Genomic DNA, 17,188 nt, shown 5'->3' with positions numbered 1-17,188 from the left:
GATGCGCGGGCGAGGCGGGGTGTTACTAGGAGACGCGACTCGAACGACTGCTGCGAAGGATCTCTGCATTCGATGCCAAATATGTTAGCACCCTTATATTTCCCTGACAATGCAATATGGCAATCGCTTTTATCGTTCCGTGCTATCGCCGTCTCGCTCGCGCCCATGGCGCTCGGCCAACTCCTGACGATGGCCGCGCAGCTCCTGCCGCAACGACTCGATCTCCTCCTGAAGCTCGCTCACCTGCTCGATCATATGGCGCATCATTCGCCGGTTTGCCTTGTGCTGGCGTGACTCGGATTCGCCCTGATCCTCGACGAACAGCGAGCTGACGTAAGCGGCGAAACTACCGAACAGGCCGACGCCGCAGACCATCAACATCACGGCAACCACGCGCCCCATCGTCGTGATCGGATAGTAATCGCCGTAGCCCACCGTGGTGACGGTCACGATGGCCCACCACAGCGCCTCTTCGGCGGTATTGATCGGACTGTCGGGATTCGGTGTTTCCACCATCAGCACCGTCATCGCGCCGAAAACCACCAGCAGCACGGTGGCGGTCGCGGCCGAAGCCAGAACGCCCTCGGCGCGATTGCGGAATAGCAGTTGCCAGATCAACTCCAGCGATCGCAATGCACGCAGCACGCGAATGACCTGAACGACTCGCACCAACCGCGCCGCCTGCAACCACCCCGCGGGTATGCACGCCAGCAGATCCAGCCACCCCCATCGCATGTAGCGCCATTTACTGGGCGCCCGATAGAACCGCTGGCAGAAGTCGATGAAGAAGAAGAAGCAGACCAGGTAATCCAGATAGCCGAAGAGCTGGCGAATCTCGGGGGGCAAATCGAGGAATATGTCGGCGAGCATGGCCCCCAGGACATAGAAAGAGAGCGCCAGGATAAAAAACTGAAACGGCGTAACGTGTTCTTTCACGACAAGTCCCATTCACGTGGACGGCCCGCACCAGCAGCCATTGGATCGAGGCAGGGTCGGAGTGAATGACATTATCAGCGGTTTGGTCGGTAAAACGCGAATCGTCTGGCTCGACGTGATGTCAAGCGCAACGTGGCGGCGGCAATGCAGCACTCATCGGGGACCGGCATCAGGCCGAGCAGGGATTGGCGGCTTTCAACTGGGCGAAATTGGTCACGAAGGTATCCATCTTCTCCGCGTCGTAATCCTGCAAACCGCTGATGACCAGCTTCTTGGAACCGATACCCACATCACGCCCATTGCAACTCATGCGAAACTCTAGGTGCGCTTCTCCGCGCTTGCCCTTCACGTCCAGATTGGCACCGGCAAAATCGAGGTCCAGATCGCAGGGGTCGTGATCCTTGAGCGAGAACCCCATGCTGTCGTAGATCACCAGCGGACGCCGGGGATTGAACATCACGCCTTTTTCCTCGAGCAGCGGCTTGAGGTAATGCGGGAAGTTGCGACCCGAAAAGGCGACGTAACGACGAGTGAAAGTCTCCACCGTGGCGGGGTCGCGGATCGTCCAACCGCCTCGTTTGACGCTCAGATACCGCTTGCCGTTTTCGTCCACGACACTGACGGTTCCCGTCTCCTCCTCGCGAAAGCTCAGTGCTACACGATCGCCCACCATCCCGCAAAAATGGAAGGTCATGTGCTGTGACAATCCATAGCGAGACAGTACCAGTGCGAACAGTAGATCGCCCGGAACACAAAAACGGCGCGCGCAGGGATCGTGAATCGGGTTGTAATCGCCCGCGATCTGTCGCGCGAACCGACTGGCCTGTTCCGCCGTGATACAGATACGGTTCGCGTCGGTAGAATGGAACTCGTCGAGAAACATAGGTGGTCGACCCACATGTCGAATGACTTGGCGTTGATTCTGGCTTGACGATGGTTCTGACAATCGGCGCCGCTCTTTTACCACATGTCCGGTCAAAGCGCAGTGCACCATTAACACTTAGCGACAAATGATAGCGTAGTTTACCCAAATGAATGTTCCAACCACAGTCACCGAAGCGCCAGATTCCCGTTCGTGTCCCTGCGGCAGTGGTTGGCACTACGATCGCTGCTGCGGGATCTACCATCGCTCGGAGCAAACCGCACCGACGCCGGAGGCGCTCATGCGCTCCCGCTATTCGGCCTTTGCGCTGGGCGGGCTGGGCAGCTACCTGGTCAGAACCTGGGATCCCGGCGCGCTCGAGCCGACCCTGACGAGCGCAGAGCTCGACCGGCGGGACAATCAATGGCTGGGCCTCGAGATCGTCGACACCCGCACGACCGGCGCGAGGGCCACGATCGAATTCAAGGCGCGCTTTTGCCCATGGAATGCAACGCCCGCCACACGGGTCCAGACGCTTCACGAGCGTTCTCGTTTTCGGCGTCACCGGGGCGACTGGCTCTATATCGATGGCATCATCGATCCATCTCCCGCCGGGAACTCGTCACGTAACGCCCCCTGTTCGTGCGGAAGCGGCAGAAAAGCCAAGCGCTGCTGCCTGCGTTGATACCACTCTAACCCGCCGCGCGCCCTGCACGCGAGTGGACCGCTCCGCAGCACACCGCTACGCTTTTCTGCAGTCGATGCACCGCTCGCGAGACAGACACCGGTGTGCTCACCAATCCTTTCGCTGCGCCACGGCGCATCGATGTGCGAACACGAAAAGCAGGTGAATGGAAATTCCCGACAGAGCCACCACCCTCCTCAGCCAATCGCAGGAAGCGCTCGGCCAGTGGCTGCATATCCCCGGCTGGATAGTGCTCCCGGCACTGATTCTCCTTGTCGCTTTTCTCATCGATCTCACGCTGTACTTCACTCTCAGCCGGATGGAGCGTCGTCTCCGCGACTCGCCACGCCGCTGGGACGACCCCATTCTCCACGGTCTGCGTCTGCCGCTGCGTTGGTGGGTCTGGATCACGGCCTTGATGGTCGACCTGGGAATCATCGGCACGCACTTCGAGATCGAGCGCCTGACCACCTTATTCTCGCGTCTCGGCGCCTTGATCACGCTCCTGCTAGTCGCCTGGGGCGGCATTCGCCTTTTCCGGCGGCTGGAGCAGCGGCTGGTGTTCCCGCCGGTCAAATGCCATGCCAAGCCCGTCGACCCCACTTCGGCATCGGCGCTGACCAAGATCGTCGGCGCCGTGCTGATCGTCACACTGCTACTGATCGGGCTGCAGATCCTGGGCGTGTCTATGTCGAGCATCCTGGCCATGGGCGGTTTCGGCGGTCTGGTCATCGGGTTTGCCGCACGGGACGTCATCGCCAACTTCTTTGGCGGCATGGTGGTCCATCTGGACAAGCCCTTCGTGGTCGGCGACTGGATCCGATCGCCCGAGCGCCAGATCGAGGGAATCGTCGAGGATATCGGCTGGCGCCTCACCACCGTGCGGACTTTTGCGGGGCCACCGCTGTATGTCCCCAATGCCTGGTTCAGCCAGATTTCCGTCGAGACCCCGACGCGGATGGTCAGCCGTCGCCTGTGGGAGACCATCGGTATCCGCTATCAGGACATCGACAAGATCGAAAACATCACCCACGATATTCGCGACCTGCTGCAGCAACACGAGGAGATCAACCAGGACGAGCTGATCACGGTCAATTTCGTCACTTACGGTCAGTACTCGCTGGATATCATGATCTACGCCTTCACCCTCGAGACGGATTGGCAGCGATTCCACGAGATCAAGCAGGCCATCCTGCTGAAAATTCGTGACATCATCGACCAGCACGGCGCCCGCCTGGCCATTCCGACGTCCCGGCTCTACCTTCCCGAAGGCCTGGATCGCGAGGATGGTGAACGAGACGGGACCCAGGTGGACCGTGAGCGGAAATCGGGTGACAGCGACGACAGCGCTCCCCGCTCTTCCCGCGGTAAACGCCAACACTCCAGGGCCCCAGGCTCTACCGACGATTCCCGGGGAGAGGGCGACGCCTGACCCCAGGTTCCGCCGGCGGCCTTGGGGCTACGCCCCGTCACGATGACTCAGTGTGCACCAGGTATCGCTCAGCCAGCGGCCAGCCTCGGCGATCTCAATGTCGGTGGCGCCGGCGTACCCCAGCACCAGGCCTGGCCGGGCGGGAGCGCGCAGGAAATAGCGCGAGAGCGGCGACAGTAGCACCCCCGCCTGCTCTGCCCGAGAGACCAGTTCGGCCTCCAGCGCCGGGCTTTCCAATTCGGCAACCAGGTGCATGCCCGCCGTTCCCGCCGACAGCACGAGGCCATTCGCCACCGCCGGGGCCAGCGCATGGCGCAAGGCTGCCTGGCGTAGCCGATAGAGCTCCCGCATCCGCGAGACGTGGCGCGCGAAATGCCCCTCGGTAATGAATGTCGCCAGCGCCGCCTGTGCCACGTACTGCCCCTCACGGTGAAGTCGTGCATTGGCCCGTTTGAACGGCTCGACGAGCGGGTCCGGCAGTACCAGATAACCCAATCGCAACCCCGGATACATCACCTTGCTGAAAGTGCCAACGTAGATGACCGGCGCGTCGTCGACGAGCCCCTGTAGCGAAGCGATCGGCGCGCTGGCATAGCGGAACTCGCTATCGTAGTCGTCCTCGATGATCCAGGCACCGCGACGCTGGGCCGCTTCGATCAGCGCCGTGCGTCGCTTGAGGCTCATCGTCACGCCGCTGGGATACTGGTGCGAGGGCGTCACGTAAATCAGCCGAGGCGTCGCCACCGAGGACGGCAGTGTCGCGATTGCCATGCCCTCGTCATCCACCGGTACCGGCACGATGTCGAGCCCGGCTGAGAGAAAGCAGGCGTGCGCACCGCCATATCCCGGCTCCTCCATCCAGACCGCCTCCCCCGTATCGGCAAGCAACCGGGCGATCAGTTCGAAGCCCTGCTGAGCACCCTGGGTCACCAGAATCTGATCGGGCCGACAGCGCACCGACCGCGACAGCCGCAGATAGTCGCAGAGCGCCTCGCGAAGTGCCGGCACGCCTCCCCGATGCTGATAGTCATGCCACTCCAGCGGCGCCTGCTGCTGGTGACGACGCAGCAACCGTTGCCAGCGCTCACGCGGGAACCGGTCCAGCGCGGGCACGCCCGGCACGAAGGCAGAATGACGATCGCCCAATAGGCTGCTGACATCGAGAATGCGCTGGCCACGGGCGGAAAGCGGCGGTGATACAGCCGCCCTCTTCGGCACCGGACTCGCCCCGGCGACGACCTCCGCGCCCCACTCGGCGACGAAGACGCCCGCGCCGGGGCGACTCTCGAGGAACCCCTCTGCGGTCAATCGATCGACCGCGCCCAGTACGGTATTGCGCCCAAGCCCGAGCTCGCGTGCCAATTGCCGCGACGAGGGCAGCGCGCTGCCCGGCTTGAGCTGCCCCTGCTGGACCCAGTCTCGCAGCGACTGGTATAGGCGCTGGGTCAGGGTCAGTGACGACGGCGTGGCGAGTCGCATCGTCAACGCTTCGACGATCCACGGGCGATGCGCATTGGGTTGTCTCACTGGTTCTCTCGCTCTTGCAAAAACTGGCTCTTATCGAAGAACCAGCATGACGCCAGACTGCTGGCAAGTCACGCTGATCCTGCTGGAGTCCCGCATGCCCGACATTCGCGTCGCCACCCCCGAAGATATCGACGATATCGCACCGCTGGTCGATGGCTACCGCCAGTTCTATCGACAGCCAAGCGATCTCGAGAGCGCCCGGGCCTTTCTGGGCGAACGCTACCGGCGTGGAGACGCTCACCTGTTGGTGGCTCATGACGCTGGCGGCGGCGCCGTCGGCTTCGCCCAGCTGTTCCCGATACCCTCGACGACCACCCTCGGTTCGCGCTGGATCCTCAACGATCTCTTCGTCGTCCCCGAGGGTCGTTGCCGCGGCATCGGCAGCGCCCTGCTGCAGGCCGCCAGGGAACTGGCGTCCGAGTACGGCGTTGCCCAGCTGATGCTGCGCACCCAGGTCGAAAACAACGCTGCCCAGTCCCGTTACCACGCACTCGGCTGGAAACGCGACGACGCCTTTTACACCTTCCTATTGAGTGTCTGATGCCATGACGACAACCAACGAATACGGCCAGCCCGTGGGCGGCGATATCCCGAACTGGCGCGAGCCACCTTTTCCGGACGCGAGCGTCCGGGAAGGTCGCTTCTGTCGTCTGGAGCCGCTCGATCCAAGCCGGCATGCGCCGTCGCTATGGCAAGCGTGGCAGATGCCGGATCCCGGTATCGCCAACGATCGCGAGGCCAGGGCACGCTGGACCTACCTGGGCGGCCGTGCTTTCGACGATCAGGCGGGATGCGAGCGCTGGCTGGAGACGATGAGTGGCGACAGCGATCCGATCTGCTACGTCATCATTGATCTGGCCGACGGCCGGGCCGTGGGCATGGCAACCTACCTGCGCATCGCCCCGGCCGACGGCACGCTGGAGATCGGTCATCTCAACTTCTCGCCACGCATGGCACGAACGCCGATCTCCAGCGAAGCGTTGATGTTGCTGATTCGATACGCCTTCGAGCTCGGCTACCGCCGCGTGGAGTGGAAATGCGATGCTCTCAATGTCCCGTCCCGACGCGCGGCCGAGCGGCTGGGCTTCCGTCCGGAGGGCGTCTTCCGCCAGCACCGGGTGGTCAATGGACGCAACCGCGACACGGCCTGGTTCTCGATCGTCGACGGCGAGTGGCCGGCGCTCCACGCCTGCCACGAGCAGTGGCTCGCAGCCGAGAACTTCGACGCCAACGGGCGCCAACGACGATCGCTGTCGAGCATGACCGAGCAACTGACGAGAAGTGAGCGCTAGCATGTACCAACCGAGCCATTTTCGACTCGACGATGCCGAAACCCTGCAGTTGACCATCGAGCAATCGCCGTTTGCCACGCTGGTCACCCACGGCGCCGAAAGCGGGCTAACCGCCGATCATCTGCCGCTTTTGTTCGAACCCGCCGAGGGCGACCTGTCGGGGGGTAGGCTTCGCGGGCATATCGCTCGGGCCAACCCGTTGGCATCGCGCGCGTTCGATCATCGGGCGCTGGCGATCTTTCACGGCCCCCAGGCGTATATCACGCCTAGTTGGTATCCGGCCAAGAAAGCGCACGGCAAGGTCGTCCCCACCTGGAACTACGAAGTGGTTCATGTCCATGGCAGACTGCATCTGATCGACGACCCCGCGTGGCTGTATGGCGTGGTAGGCGCACTGACCGAGCGCTTCGAGCGCGAGCGCGCCTTGCCTTGGTCGATCGACGACGCGCCGGCGGATTTCATCGCCAAGATGTGTCGGGCCATCATCGGTGTCGAACTAACCGTCGAGCGCATCGAGGGCAAGCGCAAGGCGAGCCAGCACAAGCCGAGGGAGGAGCGCGAGGCGATCTTCCAGGGCCTTCGCGGCGAGTACGAGCATACGGTCGCCGACGCAACGATCCTCAGCGGGATCGAATAGGAAGGAGGATTTCATGTCCCACTACACGGCCACCGTATGCTGGCGACGCCAGCCGACGGAGAGGTTCACCGACGGTTGCTACAGCCGGGGGCACGAATGGCATTTCGACGGTGGCGTCACCGTTGCCGCCTCCTCCTCTCCCCACATCGTCCCTCTCCCCTACTCGGCCGATGCCAACGTCGATCCCGAGGAAGCCTTCGTCGCGGCGCTCTCCAGCTGCCATATGCTGGTGTTTCTCGGTATCGTTGCCAAACGACGCTTCGTCGTCGAGCACTACGAGGACAACGCCGTCGGCGTGCTGGAAAAGAACGACGCCGGCCGGTTGGCGATGACGCGGGTCACGCTCCGCCCGGCGGTGACGTTTTCCGGCGAGCGCCGACCGACGCGTGAACAGCTCGAGACGATGCACCACCAGGCCCACCGGGGCTGCTTTATCGCCAACTCGGTCAAGACCGCCGTCGTCACCGAGATCGTCGAACCCCGAGAGACCCCATGACCCGACTCATCACCTATACCGAAGCCCGCGACCGGCTCTCCTGGGCCGGCGCCGTGGAGGCCCTGCGCCAAGGCCATCTCGCGGCCCGACCGGAGATCGACGACACCTTCCTGGGGCCTGCCGACAGGACGCTGCTCAATCGCTCCTGTTTCATCCCCGGCATCGGCTATGGCGCTAAGGCGGTCACTGTCTTCGACGGCAATGCCGCCCGCGGCCTGGATACCGTTCAGGGCGCCATGCTCTATTTCGCCCCGGATGATGGCCAGTTGAAGGCGATCATCGAAAGCCGGCTGGTCACCGAGATCAAGACGGCCAGCGACTCCGTGCTGGGCGCGCTGCTGCTGGCCCGGCAGGACAGCCGCCATCTGCTCATCTGTGGTGCCGGCAACGTCGCGGCCAGCCTGATCGACGCCTACACCGCCCTGTTTCCCGACCTCGAGCGCATCAGCCTGTGGAACCGGACTCACAGCAAGGCGCGGGCACTCGCCGGCGCCTGTGAGGCTCGCGGCCTAGACGTGGTGGCGGTGAGCGACCTGGAAACGGCGGCCGGATCGGCGGATATCATCGCCAGCGCCACCATGGCGCGAACCCCGTTCCTCCGAGGCGAGTGGATCCGCGAAGGCACCCATGTCGACCTGATCGGCGCGTTCAAGGCCGACATGCGTGAAGCGGACGATACGCTACTGCAGAAAGCCCGGCTGTTCGTGGACAGCCGCGAGACCACGCTCGGCCATATCGGCGAGTTGAAGATTCCCCTCGCCGCCGGCGTCATCGCCGAGGCCGACGTCCTCGCCGATTTTCGCGACCTGCTCGCCGGCGCCCCGGGCCGCGAGGCGGAGAGCGATATCACCGTGTTCAAGAATGGCGGCGGTGCCCACCTCGATCTGATGATCGCCCGTTATATCGCCGCAACCGCGCGGTAGCCCGCACCGCCCGCTGCGACGGTCGGTCACTGGACGCCGACGCTCAGCGGCGTAGAATGCGCGGCGATCACCGGCGCCTCCGTCGCGCCATCCAACCCGGTCCGCCCTTTGCGAGGGCGACTACCAGGAGTCTGAGCATGTCATCAAGCGATCCCGCGATCGTGGTCGCGGCGTTGTATCAGTTCGTCACTCTCGACGACTTCGAAGCCCTGCGCGAGCCGCTGTTCGCCCAGATGCAGCGCCTCGATGTCAAGGGCACGCTGCTGCTCGCCAACGAGGGCATCAACGGTACCGTTTCCGGCACCCGCGAGAGCATCGACGCGCTGCTCGGCTGGCTCAAGCGCGATCCCCGCTTTGCCGAGCTGGGCCACAAGGAATCCTACTGCGACGCGCATCCGTTCTACCGCACCAAGGTCAAGCTCAAGCGCGAGATCGTCACCATGGGCGTACCCGACGTTGACCCGAACCGTCGGGTCGGCACCTATGTCGAGCCGGAGCAGTGGAACGAGCTGATCGACGATCCCGAGGTGCTGGTCATCGATACCCGCAACGACTATGAAGTGGCCATCGGCAGCTTCGAGGGCGCGGTCGACCCCAGGACCAAGTCGTTCCGCGAGTTTCCCGAGTACGTCAGGCAACATTACGATCCCAGCCGCCACAAGAAGGTGGCGATGTTCTGTACCGGCGGTATCCGCTGCGAGAAAGCGTCGAGCTTCATGCTCAATGAGGGATTCGAGGAAGTCTTCCACCTCAAGGGGGGCATCCTGAGCTATCTGGAGCGGGTGCCGGAGGCGCAGAGCCGCTGGCGCGGCGACTGCTTCGTGTTCGATAACCGGGTCACCGTTCGCCACGACCTGAGCGAGGGCGAATTCGAGCAGTGCCACGCCTGTCGCATGCCGATCTCCACCGCGGACCAGTCGTCGGACAAGTACACGCCGGGGATCAGTTGCCCCCACTGCTGGGATTCGCTACCGGAAAAGACGCGTGCCAGTGCCCGCGAGCGGCAGAAGCAGATCGAGCTGGCCCGAGCCCGCAACCAGCCGCATCCGATCGGCCGCAACCCGCGGACCGAGCGCTAATCTCCGGATACCGAATGCAAACGGCCTCCCGATCGAGTCGAGAGGCCGTCATCCGAACTCCGGCAATGTCCCGCGCCGTGGAGTGCACTGCGATCACTCAGTGTGCGCTGCGTACTAGCTCTTCCCTCTCGGGCTCGGGCAGCAAGCCGTAGTCGCTCAACTTGGCAAAGAAACGTCGCATGCGACGATCGACTTTCTGACGCGCGAACCAGGGCCAGACATTGGCCAGCGGCATGAAGTCCGGATTGGAGACGCCGTCGATCAACCACAGACGGCGTGAACCATCGGCCAGGCGCTGGCAGACGATGTTGCGGTCGTTGATATCGGACGGCACGATCCAGTTGTCGCGGAGATAGTGATACAGCCCCTGCAACTCGTCGGCGAACGCACGGGTGGCGAACCAGGCCGTCTCGCCCCGATCACGGTACTGTCGAATGGTGGAGGAGATCTGGCCATCGGCATCGGTCACCAGCCCAAACACCAGCCCCGGACCATGATCGGTCTCCACCGCTCCGAAATATTCCGGGACATGGCGCCAGTCGTCGAGGCCGCGCGCCTTCAGAACGTCGAAGTAGACCTGTTCCCGCTCGTTCTGGTGGCTGCCGCGCTCGGGAAAGCGGGGCACCTTGATGCAGCGCTCGGGCCGATCCGGATGCCGGTAGATCGCCCGATCGTTGCCGTGGGCAATTTCATTGAGATGGGAAAGTCGATACACGGTGGGCCACTCCGAACCGTAACGCAGGCGTCATGACCCGTTAATGTTATCTTAATCAAACGGTGTTTTCAGTGATCTTTCGTCTCATCGTCTGACGCCGGGCGCATCCAGCGATCCCACAGCCGGGAGACCGTGTCGCGATGATCGGCGAAGACCTCCCCCGACACCAGGCTGCGCCCCTTGGCCAGTGCCGCCCGGTGACTGGCGTCGCGATAGGCCAGATAGGCCGCCTGCAGATCGCGGGCATCCTGCTCGGGTAACCTGCCGCTCTGGGCCAGCGCATCCAGCAGCCGCATGTTGTCGGTAACCTCGAGCAGGGCCGGCGTCGTTGCCGACAGGGCCAGCACGGCGTACTGGTTCATGAACTCGATGTCCACCAGGCCACCGGCATCCTGCTTGAGGTGGAACTGCCCCGCCTCTCTCGCCTCGGCACCGCTACCCAGATGCTCGCGCATCTTGTGCCGCATCCCGACCACTTCCCGACGCAGCTCATCGCAGTCGCGCTCTCGTCCCAACACTTCCCGACGGACGGCCTCGAAACGCTTGCCCAGGGCATCGTCGCCGGCCACTGCCCGCGCGCGCACCAGCGCCTGATGCTCCCAGATCCAGGCCTCCTTGCGCTGGTACTCGGCGAACGCGTCCAGCGAGGAGACCAGCAACCCGGCATTGCCCGAAGGGCGCAGGCGCATGTCGACCTCGTAGAGCGTGCCGCTTGGCGTGGTGGCGGTGAGCAGATGAATGATGCGCTGGCCCAGACGGGTGAAGAACACCAGGTTGTCGATCGACTTGGCACCGTCGGTGACGCCCCGCGGAGCGGCATCGTAAAGGAACACCAGGTCGAGATCGGAGCCGTATCCCAGCTCGATGCCACCCAGCTTGCCGTAGCCGACGATCAGGAAACCCGCCTGATCCGCCGAATCCCGGGCGCTGGGTTGGCCGTATCGTGCCGTCAGCGAGCGCCACGCCATCCGCAATACGCTATCCAGCACCACCTCGGCGATCGCGGTCAGGTAATCGCTGACCTTCATCAACACGCGCCCCCCGGCGATGTCGGAGGCGGCCACGCGCAGCACCTGGGTCTGCTTGAAGACCCGCATCGCCTCCAGCCACCCCTCCTCGTCGTCTTCGGGAATCCGCGCCAGGGTCTGGCGCAGTTCATCCGCCAGCCGCTGCTTGTCGGCCGGCGAGTAGAGCGTCGCGGGGGTCAGCAGCTCGTCGAGCAGGATGGGATGGCGGGCCAGCTGTTCGGCGATCCAGGGGCTGGCCGAGCAGAGCCGGACCAGCGACGGCAACACCTGCGGATTCTCGCGCAGCAGCGACAGATAGGCGGTACGCCGCAGCACCGCCTCGATCAGCGGCAGCACGCGCTCCAGGGCCACGCTCGGCGCTTCGCTCTCCGCCGCCGCTTCCAGCAGCAGCGGCATGACGGCATCGAGACGCTCGTAGCCGATCCGCTGCATCGACTTCACGCCGCGGGAGTCCCGGAAGGCGCCCAGTCGCCGCAGCGACTCGGGCAGCTCGAAGCCTGCCGCCGCCATCGTTCGCTCCGCCTCGGCGTCGTCCACCTCCCCCTGCCACAGCTGCCGCCAGGCGACGTCGTGCCGGCCCGTCTCGTCCTCCGGGGACGGCGATTCGTCATCGGGATCGGCGATCACCGCGTCGAAATGACGTCTCACCCGCTCACGACAGGCCGCGAGCGCCTCTCTCAACGCCCCCCAGTCCGGCATCCGCATGGCCATTGCCAACCTCGCCTGGTTCTCCGGGTCGCCCGGCAGCGTCTGCGTCTGGCGGTCCTGCTGCGCCTGCAGCGCATGTTCCAGATCGCGCAGGAAGACGTAGTCCTCGCGCAGCTCGTCGACCACCGCCTGCGGCAGCAGCTCCAGCGCGACCAGTTGCGACATCGCATCCCGCAGCGAGGTCACCTGAAGTTCGGTGTCCCGGCCGCCACGTATCAACTGAAACGCCTGGACCACGAACTCGACCTCCCGGATCCCCCCTCGCCCCAGCTTGATGTTGTCGTCCCGCCCCAGCCGCTTGACCTCGCGATGGATCATCGCCTTCATCTCGCGCAGCGACTCGATCGCACCGAAGTCGAGATACTTGCGGTAGATGAAGGGCTTGAGTTCACCGAGCAGCTGGTATCCGGCATCGATGTCGCCGGCGACGGGGCGCGCCTTGAGCATGGCATAGCGCTCCCACTCCCGCCCCTGGTCCTGGTAGTAGCTGGTGAAGGTGTTGAAGCTGCCGACCAGCGGCCCGCCATCGCCCAGCGGGCGCAGTCGCATGTCGACCCGGAACACGAAGCCGTCGGCGGAGATCGCGTCCAGCGCGGCGATCAGCTTCTGCCCCAGCTTGGTGAAATATTGCTGGTGCTCGTACTCTCGCGCTCCCCCCTGGGTGGTGCCCTTTTCGGGAAAGGCGAAGATCAGGTCGATGTCCGAGGAGAGATTGAGTTCGCCGGCGCCGAGCTTGCCCATGCCCAGCACGATCAGGCGCTGGGCCGCGCCGTCGGCGCGTGGAGCCGGCGTCCCCCAGCGGGCCGCGAAATGCCCCTCGAGCCACCCCAGCGCCCCTTCGAGGCAGATTTCCGCCAGTTCGGAGACGGCGCGGGCGGTCCGCCACATGTCGCCACCGTTGAGGTCGCGCCAGACGATGCCGAGCATTCGCGCCTGGCGGAAACGACGCAAGACGCGGTGAAGCGTCTCCTCGCTGTCCGCCATCGCCAGCGCCTCGCGCAGTACCTCCTCCAGCAGCGCCCGGTCCGGGGCCGCTTCAAGCTCGCCCATCTCCAGCGCGGCGGGCAGCAGCGCCGGGCGCGTAGCCAGGGCATCCAGCGCGAAGTCCGACAGCAGCACCAGACGGGCGAGCTCGCCTCCCCGGGTTCCGTCCAGCGAATGCCACGCCTCGGCGACCGCCGGCTCCACGCCGGCGCCTACCGCCTCCTCCAACCGCTGCCTGGCTTCGCGGCTGGCACTTTCCAGCTCCGCGGGGACATCCATCTCGGCAAACCAGCACTCGGGTAACGGCATCAGGGGCTCCAGACAGGCGATGGGCGGGTCAACGCGGATAGGCCCGACCAGCATAACGAAAGCCTCTAGCGAGACCCAAGCGACGAAGGTCGTTGCCTACGTGCCGATGCCTCGACCGACTGGTGCCGTCGCTCGGCCAGATGCACGGTGTCAAACCAAGGTTGTATTACATCGTACGAATAAACCGACTACAAAGGCACAAGCCAATCAGCCGGGTCCAGGTGCACTCCTCCAACCACAAGCGCTCCTCGATCTGCCGCCCCCACTCTCGAAGTCCACCCACTGCCAAGGATTACCTCATGACGTTCAAGAAAACCCTGCTGGGAATCGCCTGCCTGGCATCACTGACGGTAGGCACCGCCCAAGCCGACTTCCCGAATCGGGATATCCGCGTCATCGTGCCGGCAGCCGCCGGCGGCGGTACCGACGCCATCGTTCGCAAGGCCTCCAACATCGCCGAAGAGTCGCTGCCCGTCTCGATGTATGTCGAGAACGTGGAAGGCGGCATGACGGCAACCGGCCTGCTCCAGTTGATGAAAGCGCGCCCGGACGGACAGACCATCGCCGCGATCACCTATGACAGCATCATCACGATCCCGTGGAAGAACATGCTGCCCGGCTTCGACATGGACAAGATGCGCATGATTGCGCGCATCACCAGCGAAGCCGATGCGATCACCGTGCCGGAAAACTCTCCTTACAAGACGCTGGATGACCTGATTGCCGCGGCCAAGGAAAAGCCCAACAGTATCCGCGTCGGCATCCAGAACATGGGGGCCAGAACCCATCTGACGCTGCTGCAGCTCCAGGAACAGACCGGCGCCAAGTTCAAGATCGTCTCCTACGACAACAGCGCAGCGTCGCAAAAGGAAGCCCTGCTCAACGGTGAAGTCGATGCCGTCGTCACCAGTCTCGGCGATCTGGCACCGCTGATCGAGTCCGGCCAGGCGCGCGGTCTGGTCGAATTTTCCGACACCCAGAATGAAGGCTTCCCCAATGTACCGCCGGTCACCGAGACCGAGACCGATACCGGCCTCGACCTGCAGATGGGTAGCTTCATCATCATGGTGGCCCCGGCGCGTACGCCGGACGACGTGATCGAGAAGCTGGAAGCCACGTACCACAAGGCCTATGAGAGTGACGAATTCCAGCAGTGGCTGAAACAGATCGGCGTGACGCCCGCCTGGCTGGGAGCCGACGACGTGACCCAGTGGGCGAACGATACCCAGCAGCAGCTCTTCAACACCATGGATGAGCTGGTCGACCAGGGCGTGCTGGAAAAATAGACCACTCGCGTTCGTTCCTATCCACACTGCGCCATGCCGTTCGCATGGCGCAGCGCTGCGACTTCAGGTGCCCTATGTCGTTGAAACCGTCATCTCCGCACTCTTCCCGACGCGCTGGACTGAGTGGTGAATTCTTCGTGCCGGCGGTGCTTGCGCTCATCACCCTGGTCTATCTGATCTCGGCGATCCAGCTTGGTCCGCCGATGAAGGCCGGCAACATGACCGCGTCCTTCTTCCCCATCGCGACCGCGATCATCATGCTGATTGCGCTCTCCTGCGCCATGATTCATGCGCTGCGCGGCAGGGCCAGGGCATCCGCCGAATCGTCGTCCATCGACGCGGAAAGCCACGATGAGATTCCCAGCGGCCGCCAGTACGCCGGGCTCTCCCTCGGCGCGATCGGCGTCGTCGTGCTGACGGCGGGCTATCTGCTGGCGTTCGATCTGATCGGCTATTTCGTCGCCACATTCGTCTACGTACTGCTGCTTTGCTGTCTGTTCGGCGGCGGCTTCCGCGATAAATGGCTGACCAAGCTGATCGCCGCCGCCGCCATCACCCTGGCGGGCTATCTGCTGTTCGAGGTCGTCTTCCAGGTCCGCCTGCCCACTCTCTGGAGTCAATGATCATGGACGCGATCTCCGGGCTGCTTGGTGGCTTCGCCGCCCTCGCCAATCCCGAAACCCTACTCTACATGATCGGGGGTTTCCTGATCGGCACCTTCTTCGGCGCGGTGCCGGGGCTGACCTCGGTACTGGCCATTGCCCTGCTGTTGCCGCTGACCTACAGCCTCGACGTGACCACGGCACTGGTGGCTTGCGCCAGCATCTTCATGGCGGGAATGTGCAGCGGCAGCATCACCGCCACCACCATCAACATCCCCGGTGCGCCATCCTCGATGATGACCGCCCTGGAAGGTTACCCGATGCAGCAGCGCGGCGAGGGTGCCAAGGCGCTCGGTCACGCCGCACTAGGCTCGATGATCGGCGGTTCGCTGGGCGCCCTGCTGCTGATGGTGATGGCACCGCTGGCGGCGGACGTGGCCCTGCTGATCCGCACGCCGGGCAAGTTCTCGCTGATCGCCTTTGCGCTGATCGTGATCATCATTTCCCAGCGCGGATCGATCACCAAGGGCATGATCGCGACCCTGTTCGGCGTCATGATCGCCACCATCGGCATCGACGTGGTCCAGCCGCTGGCCCGCTTTACCTTCGGCACCGGCGTGCTGGTTCAGGGCATCGACATGATGCCGCTGATCATCGGCACCTTCGCCATCAGCGAGCTCCTGGTCCAAGCCGACAGCCGTAGCACCCGCACCGTCGACCCGAGCATGATCAAGGCGGCCAAGGTGAGACGTCGCGATTTCATCCCGCCGCTATCTGAAGTCCGCGAGATCGGCGCACTGCGCTACCTGAAAAGCGCGGTCATCGGCTACGCGGTCGGCATTCTCCCCGGCGCCGGCGGCTCGATGGCGGCTTTCGTCTCCTACGCCGAATCGATGCGCTCCTCCAAGCATCCGGAGCGTTACGGCAAGGGCAACCCGGAAGGTATCGCGGCGGCAGAATGCGCCAACAACTCGATGTGCGGCGGCGCGTTCGTGCCGATGCTGACGTTCGGCATCCCCGGCGATCCGACCACCGCCATCGTGCTCGGCGTGCTGGTGATCAACGGCCTCCAGCCCGGCCCGCAGTTCATGACCCAGCAGCTCGACCTGATCGCGCCGATGTTCGCCTCGCTGTTCGTCAGCGCCCTGATCCTGATTCCGCTGACGCTCTACCTGCTCGGTCCCTACTTTCTCAAGATCGTGTCGATCCGCCGTGACGTGCTCTACTCGAGCATTGCCATCGTGGCACTGGTGGGCAGCTATGTGGCCACCTACTCCACGTTCCAGATGGCGCTGGCATTGGTGTTCGGTGTGCTGGCCTACTACCTGCGCAAGCAGAAGTATCCCACCGTCTGCCTGCTGCTGGGGTTCGTGCTCGGTCCGAGCCTGGAGGAGTACTGCCGTCGAGCGCTTTCCATCAACGACGGTAACCCGCTGATCTTCTTCACCAGCCCGGACAGTCTCTTCTTCATCGCACTGACCGCGGTGTTCTTCTACTTCATGGTGATCCGCAAGCCCAAGGACCGTGGGCTGGGGACGCCACCGGCCTAGTGCCCTGTCCCCTCCTGGATGGCCGGTTTTGTCGTCCTGCCCACAGAGCGCCGCCATCGAATCCAGCGATGACGGCGCCCTACCTTTTCCGTCTTCGATATCCGCCCTATCGCAAAATTGAAAAATAATCACATTAT

16 protein-coding genes are annotated in these 17,188 nt (G+C 63.9%); 11 read left to right on the top strand and 5 right to left on the bottom strand.

The window, feature by feature from the left end:
- Positions 1–129: 129 nt before the first annotated feature.
- Together F0A16_RS00975 and F0A16_RS00970 are read right to left on the bottom strand one after the other, a co-directional pair.
- On the bottom strand, positions 130–936 hold the full coding sequence (locus F0A16_RS00975) for an ion transporter (RefSeq protein WP_223119680.1): 807 nt from the start codon (positions 934–936) through the stop codon (positions 130–132).
- Between the two features lie 169 nt (positions 937–1,105).
- A complete protein-coding gene (locus F0A16_RS00970; protein WP_149433533.1) occupies positions 1,106–1,819 on the bottom strand; it encodes a DUF3581 family protein in 714 nt (237 codons plus the stop codon).
- A gap of 280 nt (positions 1,820–2,099) precedes the next feature.
- Between F0A16_RS00970 and F0A16_RS00965 the strand changes: the two genes are divergently transcribed.
- On the top strand, positions 2,100–2,483 hold the full coding sequence (locus F0A16_RS00965; RefSeq protein WP_239023664.1) for a YchJ family protein: 384 nt from the start codon (positions 2,100–2,102) through the stop codon (positions 2,481–2,483).
- A 166-nt stretch (positions 2,484–2,649) separates the two neighbouring features.
- Complete coding sequence (locus tag F0A16_RS00960) at positions 2,650–3,915, top strand: mechanosensitive ion channel family protein (RefSeq protein ID WP_149433531.1); 1,266 nt, start codon at positions 2,650–2,652, stop codon at positions 3,913–3,915.
- A 27-nt stretch (positions 3,916–3,942) separates the two neighbouring features.
- Here the strand turns inward: F0A16_RS00960 and pdxR are convergent, their stop codons facing one another.
- The gene (gene pdxR, locus F0A16_RS00955) at positions 3,943–5,442 is read right to left on the bottom strand and encodes a MocR-like pyridoxine biosynthesis transcription factor PdxR (protein WP_420853052.1); all 1,500 of its coding nucleotides are present in this window, start codon (positions 5,440–5,442) and stop codon (positions 3,943–3,945) included.
- A gap of 46 nt (positions 5,443–5,488) precedes the next feature.
- Between pdxR and F0A16_RS00950 the strand changes: the two genes are divergently transcribed.
- From F0A16_RS00950 to trhO, 6 genes are all read left to right on the top strand, one after another.
- Positions 5,489–5,983, top strand: a complete 495-nt coding sequence (locus F0A16_RS00950) for a GNAT family N-acetyltransferase (RefSeq protein WP_239023663.1) — start codon at positions 5,489–5,491, stop codon at positions 5,981–5,983.
- Between the two features lie 4 nt (positions 5,984–5,987).
- On the top strand, positions 5,988–6,734 hold the full coding sequence (locus F0A16_RS00945; RefSeq protein WP_149433530.1) for a GNAT family N-acetyltransferase: 747 nt from the start codon (positions 5,988–5,990) through the stop codon (positions 6,732–6,734).
- Between the two features lies 1 nt (position 6,735).
- The gene (locus tag F0A16_RS00940; protein WP_149433529.1) at positions 6,736–7,371 is read left to right on the top strand and encodes an FMN-binding negative transcriptional regulator; all 636 of its coding nucleotides are present in this window, start codon (positions 6,736–6,738) and stop codon (positions 7,369–7,371) included.
- Positions 7,372–7,384: 13 nt separating this feature from the next.
- Positions 7,385–7,867 carry an OsmC family protein gene (locus F0A16_RS00935; RefSeq protein ID WP_149433528.1) on the top strand — a complete coding sequence of 161 codons (483 nt, stop codon included), beginning with the start codon at positions 7,385–7,387 and terminating at the stop codon, positions 7,865–7,867.
- Entirely contained in the window at positions 7,864–8,790 is a 927-nt protein-coding gene (locus F0A16_RS00930) for an ornithine cyclodeaminase family protein (protein ID WP_149433527.1), read from the top strand. The genes F0A16_RS00935 and F0A16_RS00930 overlap by 4 nt, the downstream gene beginning before the upstream one ends.
- 137 nt (positions 8,791–8,927) lie before the next feature.
- Positions 8,928–9,869, top strand: a complete 942-nt coding sequence (gene trhO / locus F0A16_RS00925) for an oxygen-dependent tRNA uridine(34) hydroxylase TrhO (RefSeq protein ID WP_149433526.1) — start codon at positions 8,928–8,930, stop codon at positions 9,867–9,869.
- Positions 9,870–9,966: 97 nt separating this feature from the next.
- Here trhO and F0A16_RS00920 read toward each other — a convergent pair whose 3' ends face one another.
- Both F0A16_RS00920 and glnE read right to left on the bottom strand, forming a co-directional pair.
- Entirely contained in the window at positions 9,967–10,584 is a 618-nt protein-coding gene (locus F0A16_RS00920; RefSeq protein ID WP_187775871.1) for a YrbL family protein, read from the bottom strand.
- 68 nt (positions 10,585–10,652) lie between these two features.
- A complete protein-coding gene (glnE, locus tag F0A16_RS00915; protein WP_149433524.1) occupies positions 10,653–13,613 on the bottom strand; it encodes a bifunctional [glutamate--ammonia ligase]-adenylyl-L-tyrosine phosphorylase/[glutamate--ammonia-ligase] adenylyltransferase in 2,961 nt (986 codons plus the stop codon).
- Between the two features lie 299 nt (positions 13,614–13,912).
- On the opposite strand from glnE, the gene F0A16_RS00910 reads away from it, so the two are divergent.
- From F0A16_RS00910 to F0A16_RS00900, 3 genes are all read left to right on the top strand, one after another.
- Positions 13,913–14,899, top strand: coding sequence for a Bug family tripartite tricarboxylate transporter substrate binding protein (locus tag F0A16_RS00910; RefSeq protein WP_149433523.1), 987 nt, complete (start codon positions 13,913–13,915; stop codon positions 14,897–14,899).
- An 80-nt stretch (positions 14,900–14,979) separates the two neighbouring features.
- Positions 14,980–15,522 carry a tripartite tricarboxylate transporter TctB family protein gene (locus F0A16_RS00905; RefSeq protein WP_187775870.1) on the top strand — a complete coding sequence of 181 codons (543 nt, stop codon included), beginning with the start codon at positions 14,980–14,982 and terminating at the stop codon, positions 15,520–15,522.
- Between the two features lie 2 nt (positions 15,523–15,524).
- Positions 15,525–17,051, top strand: a complete 1,527-nt coding sequence (locus tag F0A16_RS00900) for a tripartite tricarboxylate transporter permease (RefSeq protein WP_149433521.1) — start codon at positions 15,525–15,527, stop codon at positions 17,049–17,051.
- The last annotated feature ends 137 nt before the right edge of the window (positions 17,052–17,188 follow it).

The organism is Salinicola corii, assembly GCF_008298015.1.
GTDB classification, from domain to species: Bacteria; Pseudomonadota; Gammaproteobacteria; order Pseudomonadales; family Halomonadaceae; genus Salinicola; species Salinicola corii.
The sequence above is the reverse complement of the archived record's forward strand: the minus strand, read 5'-3'. Positions and strand labels throughout refer to the sequence as shown.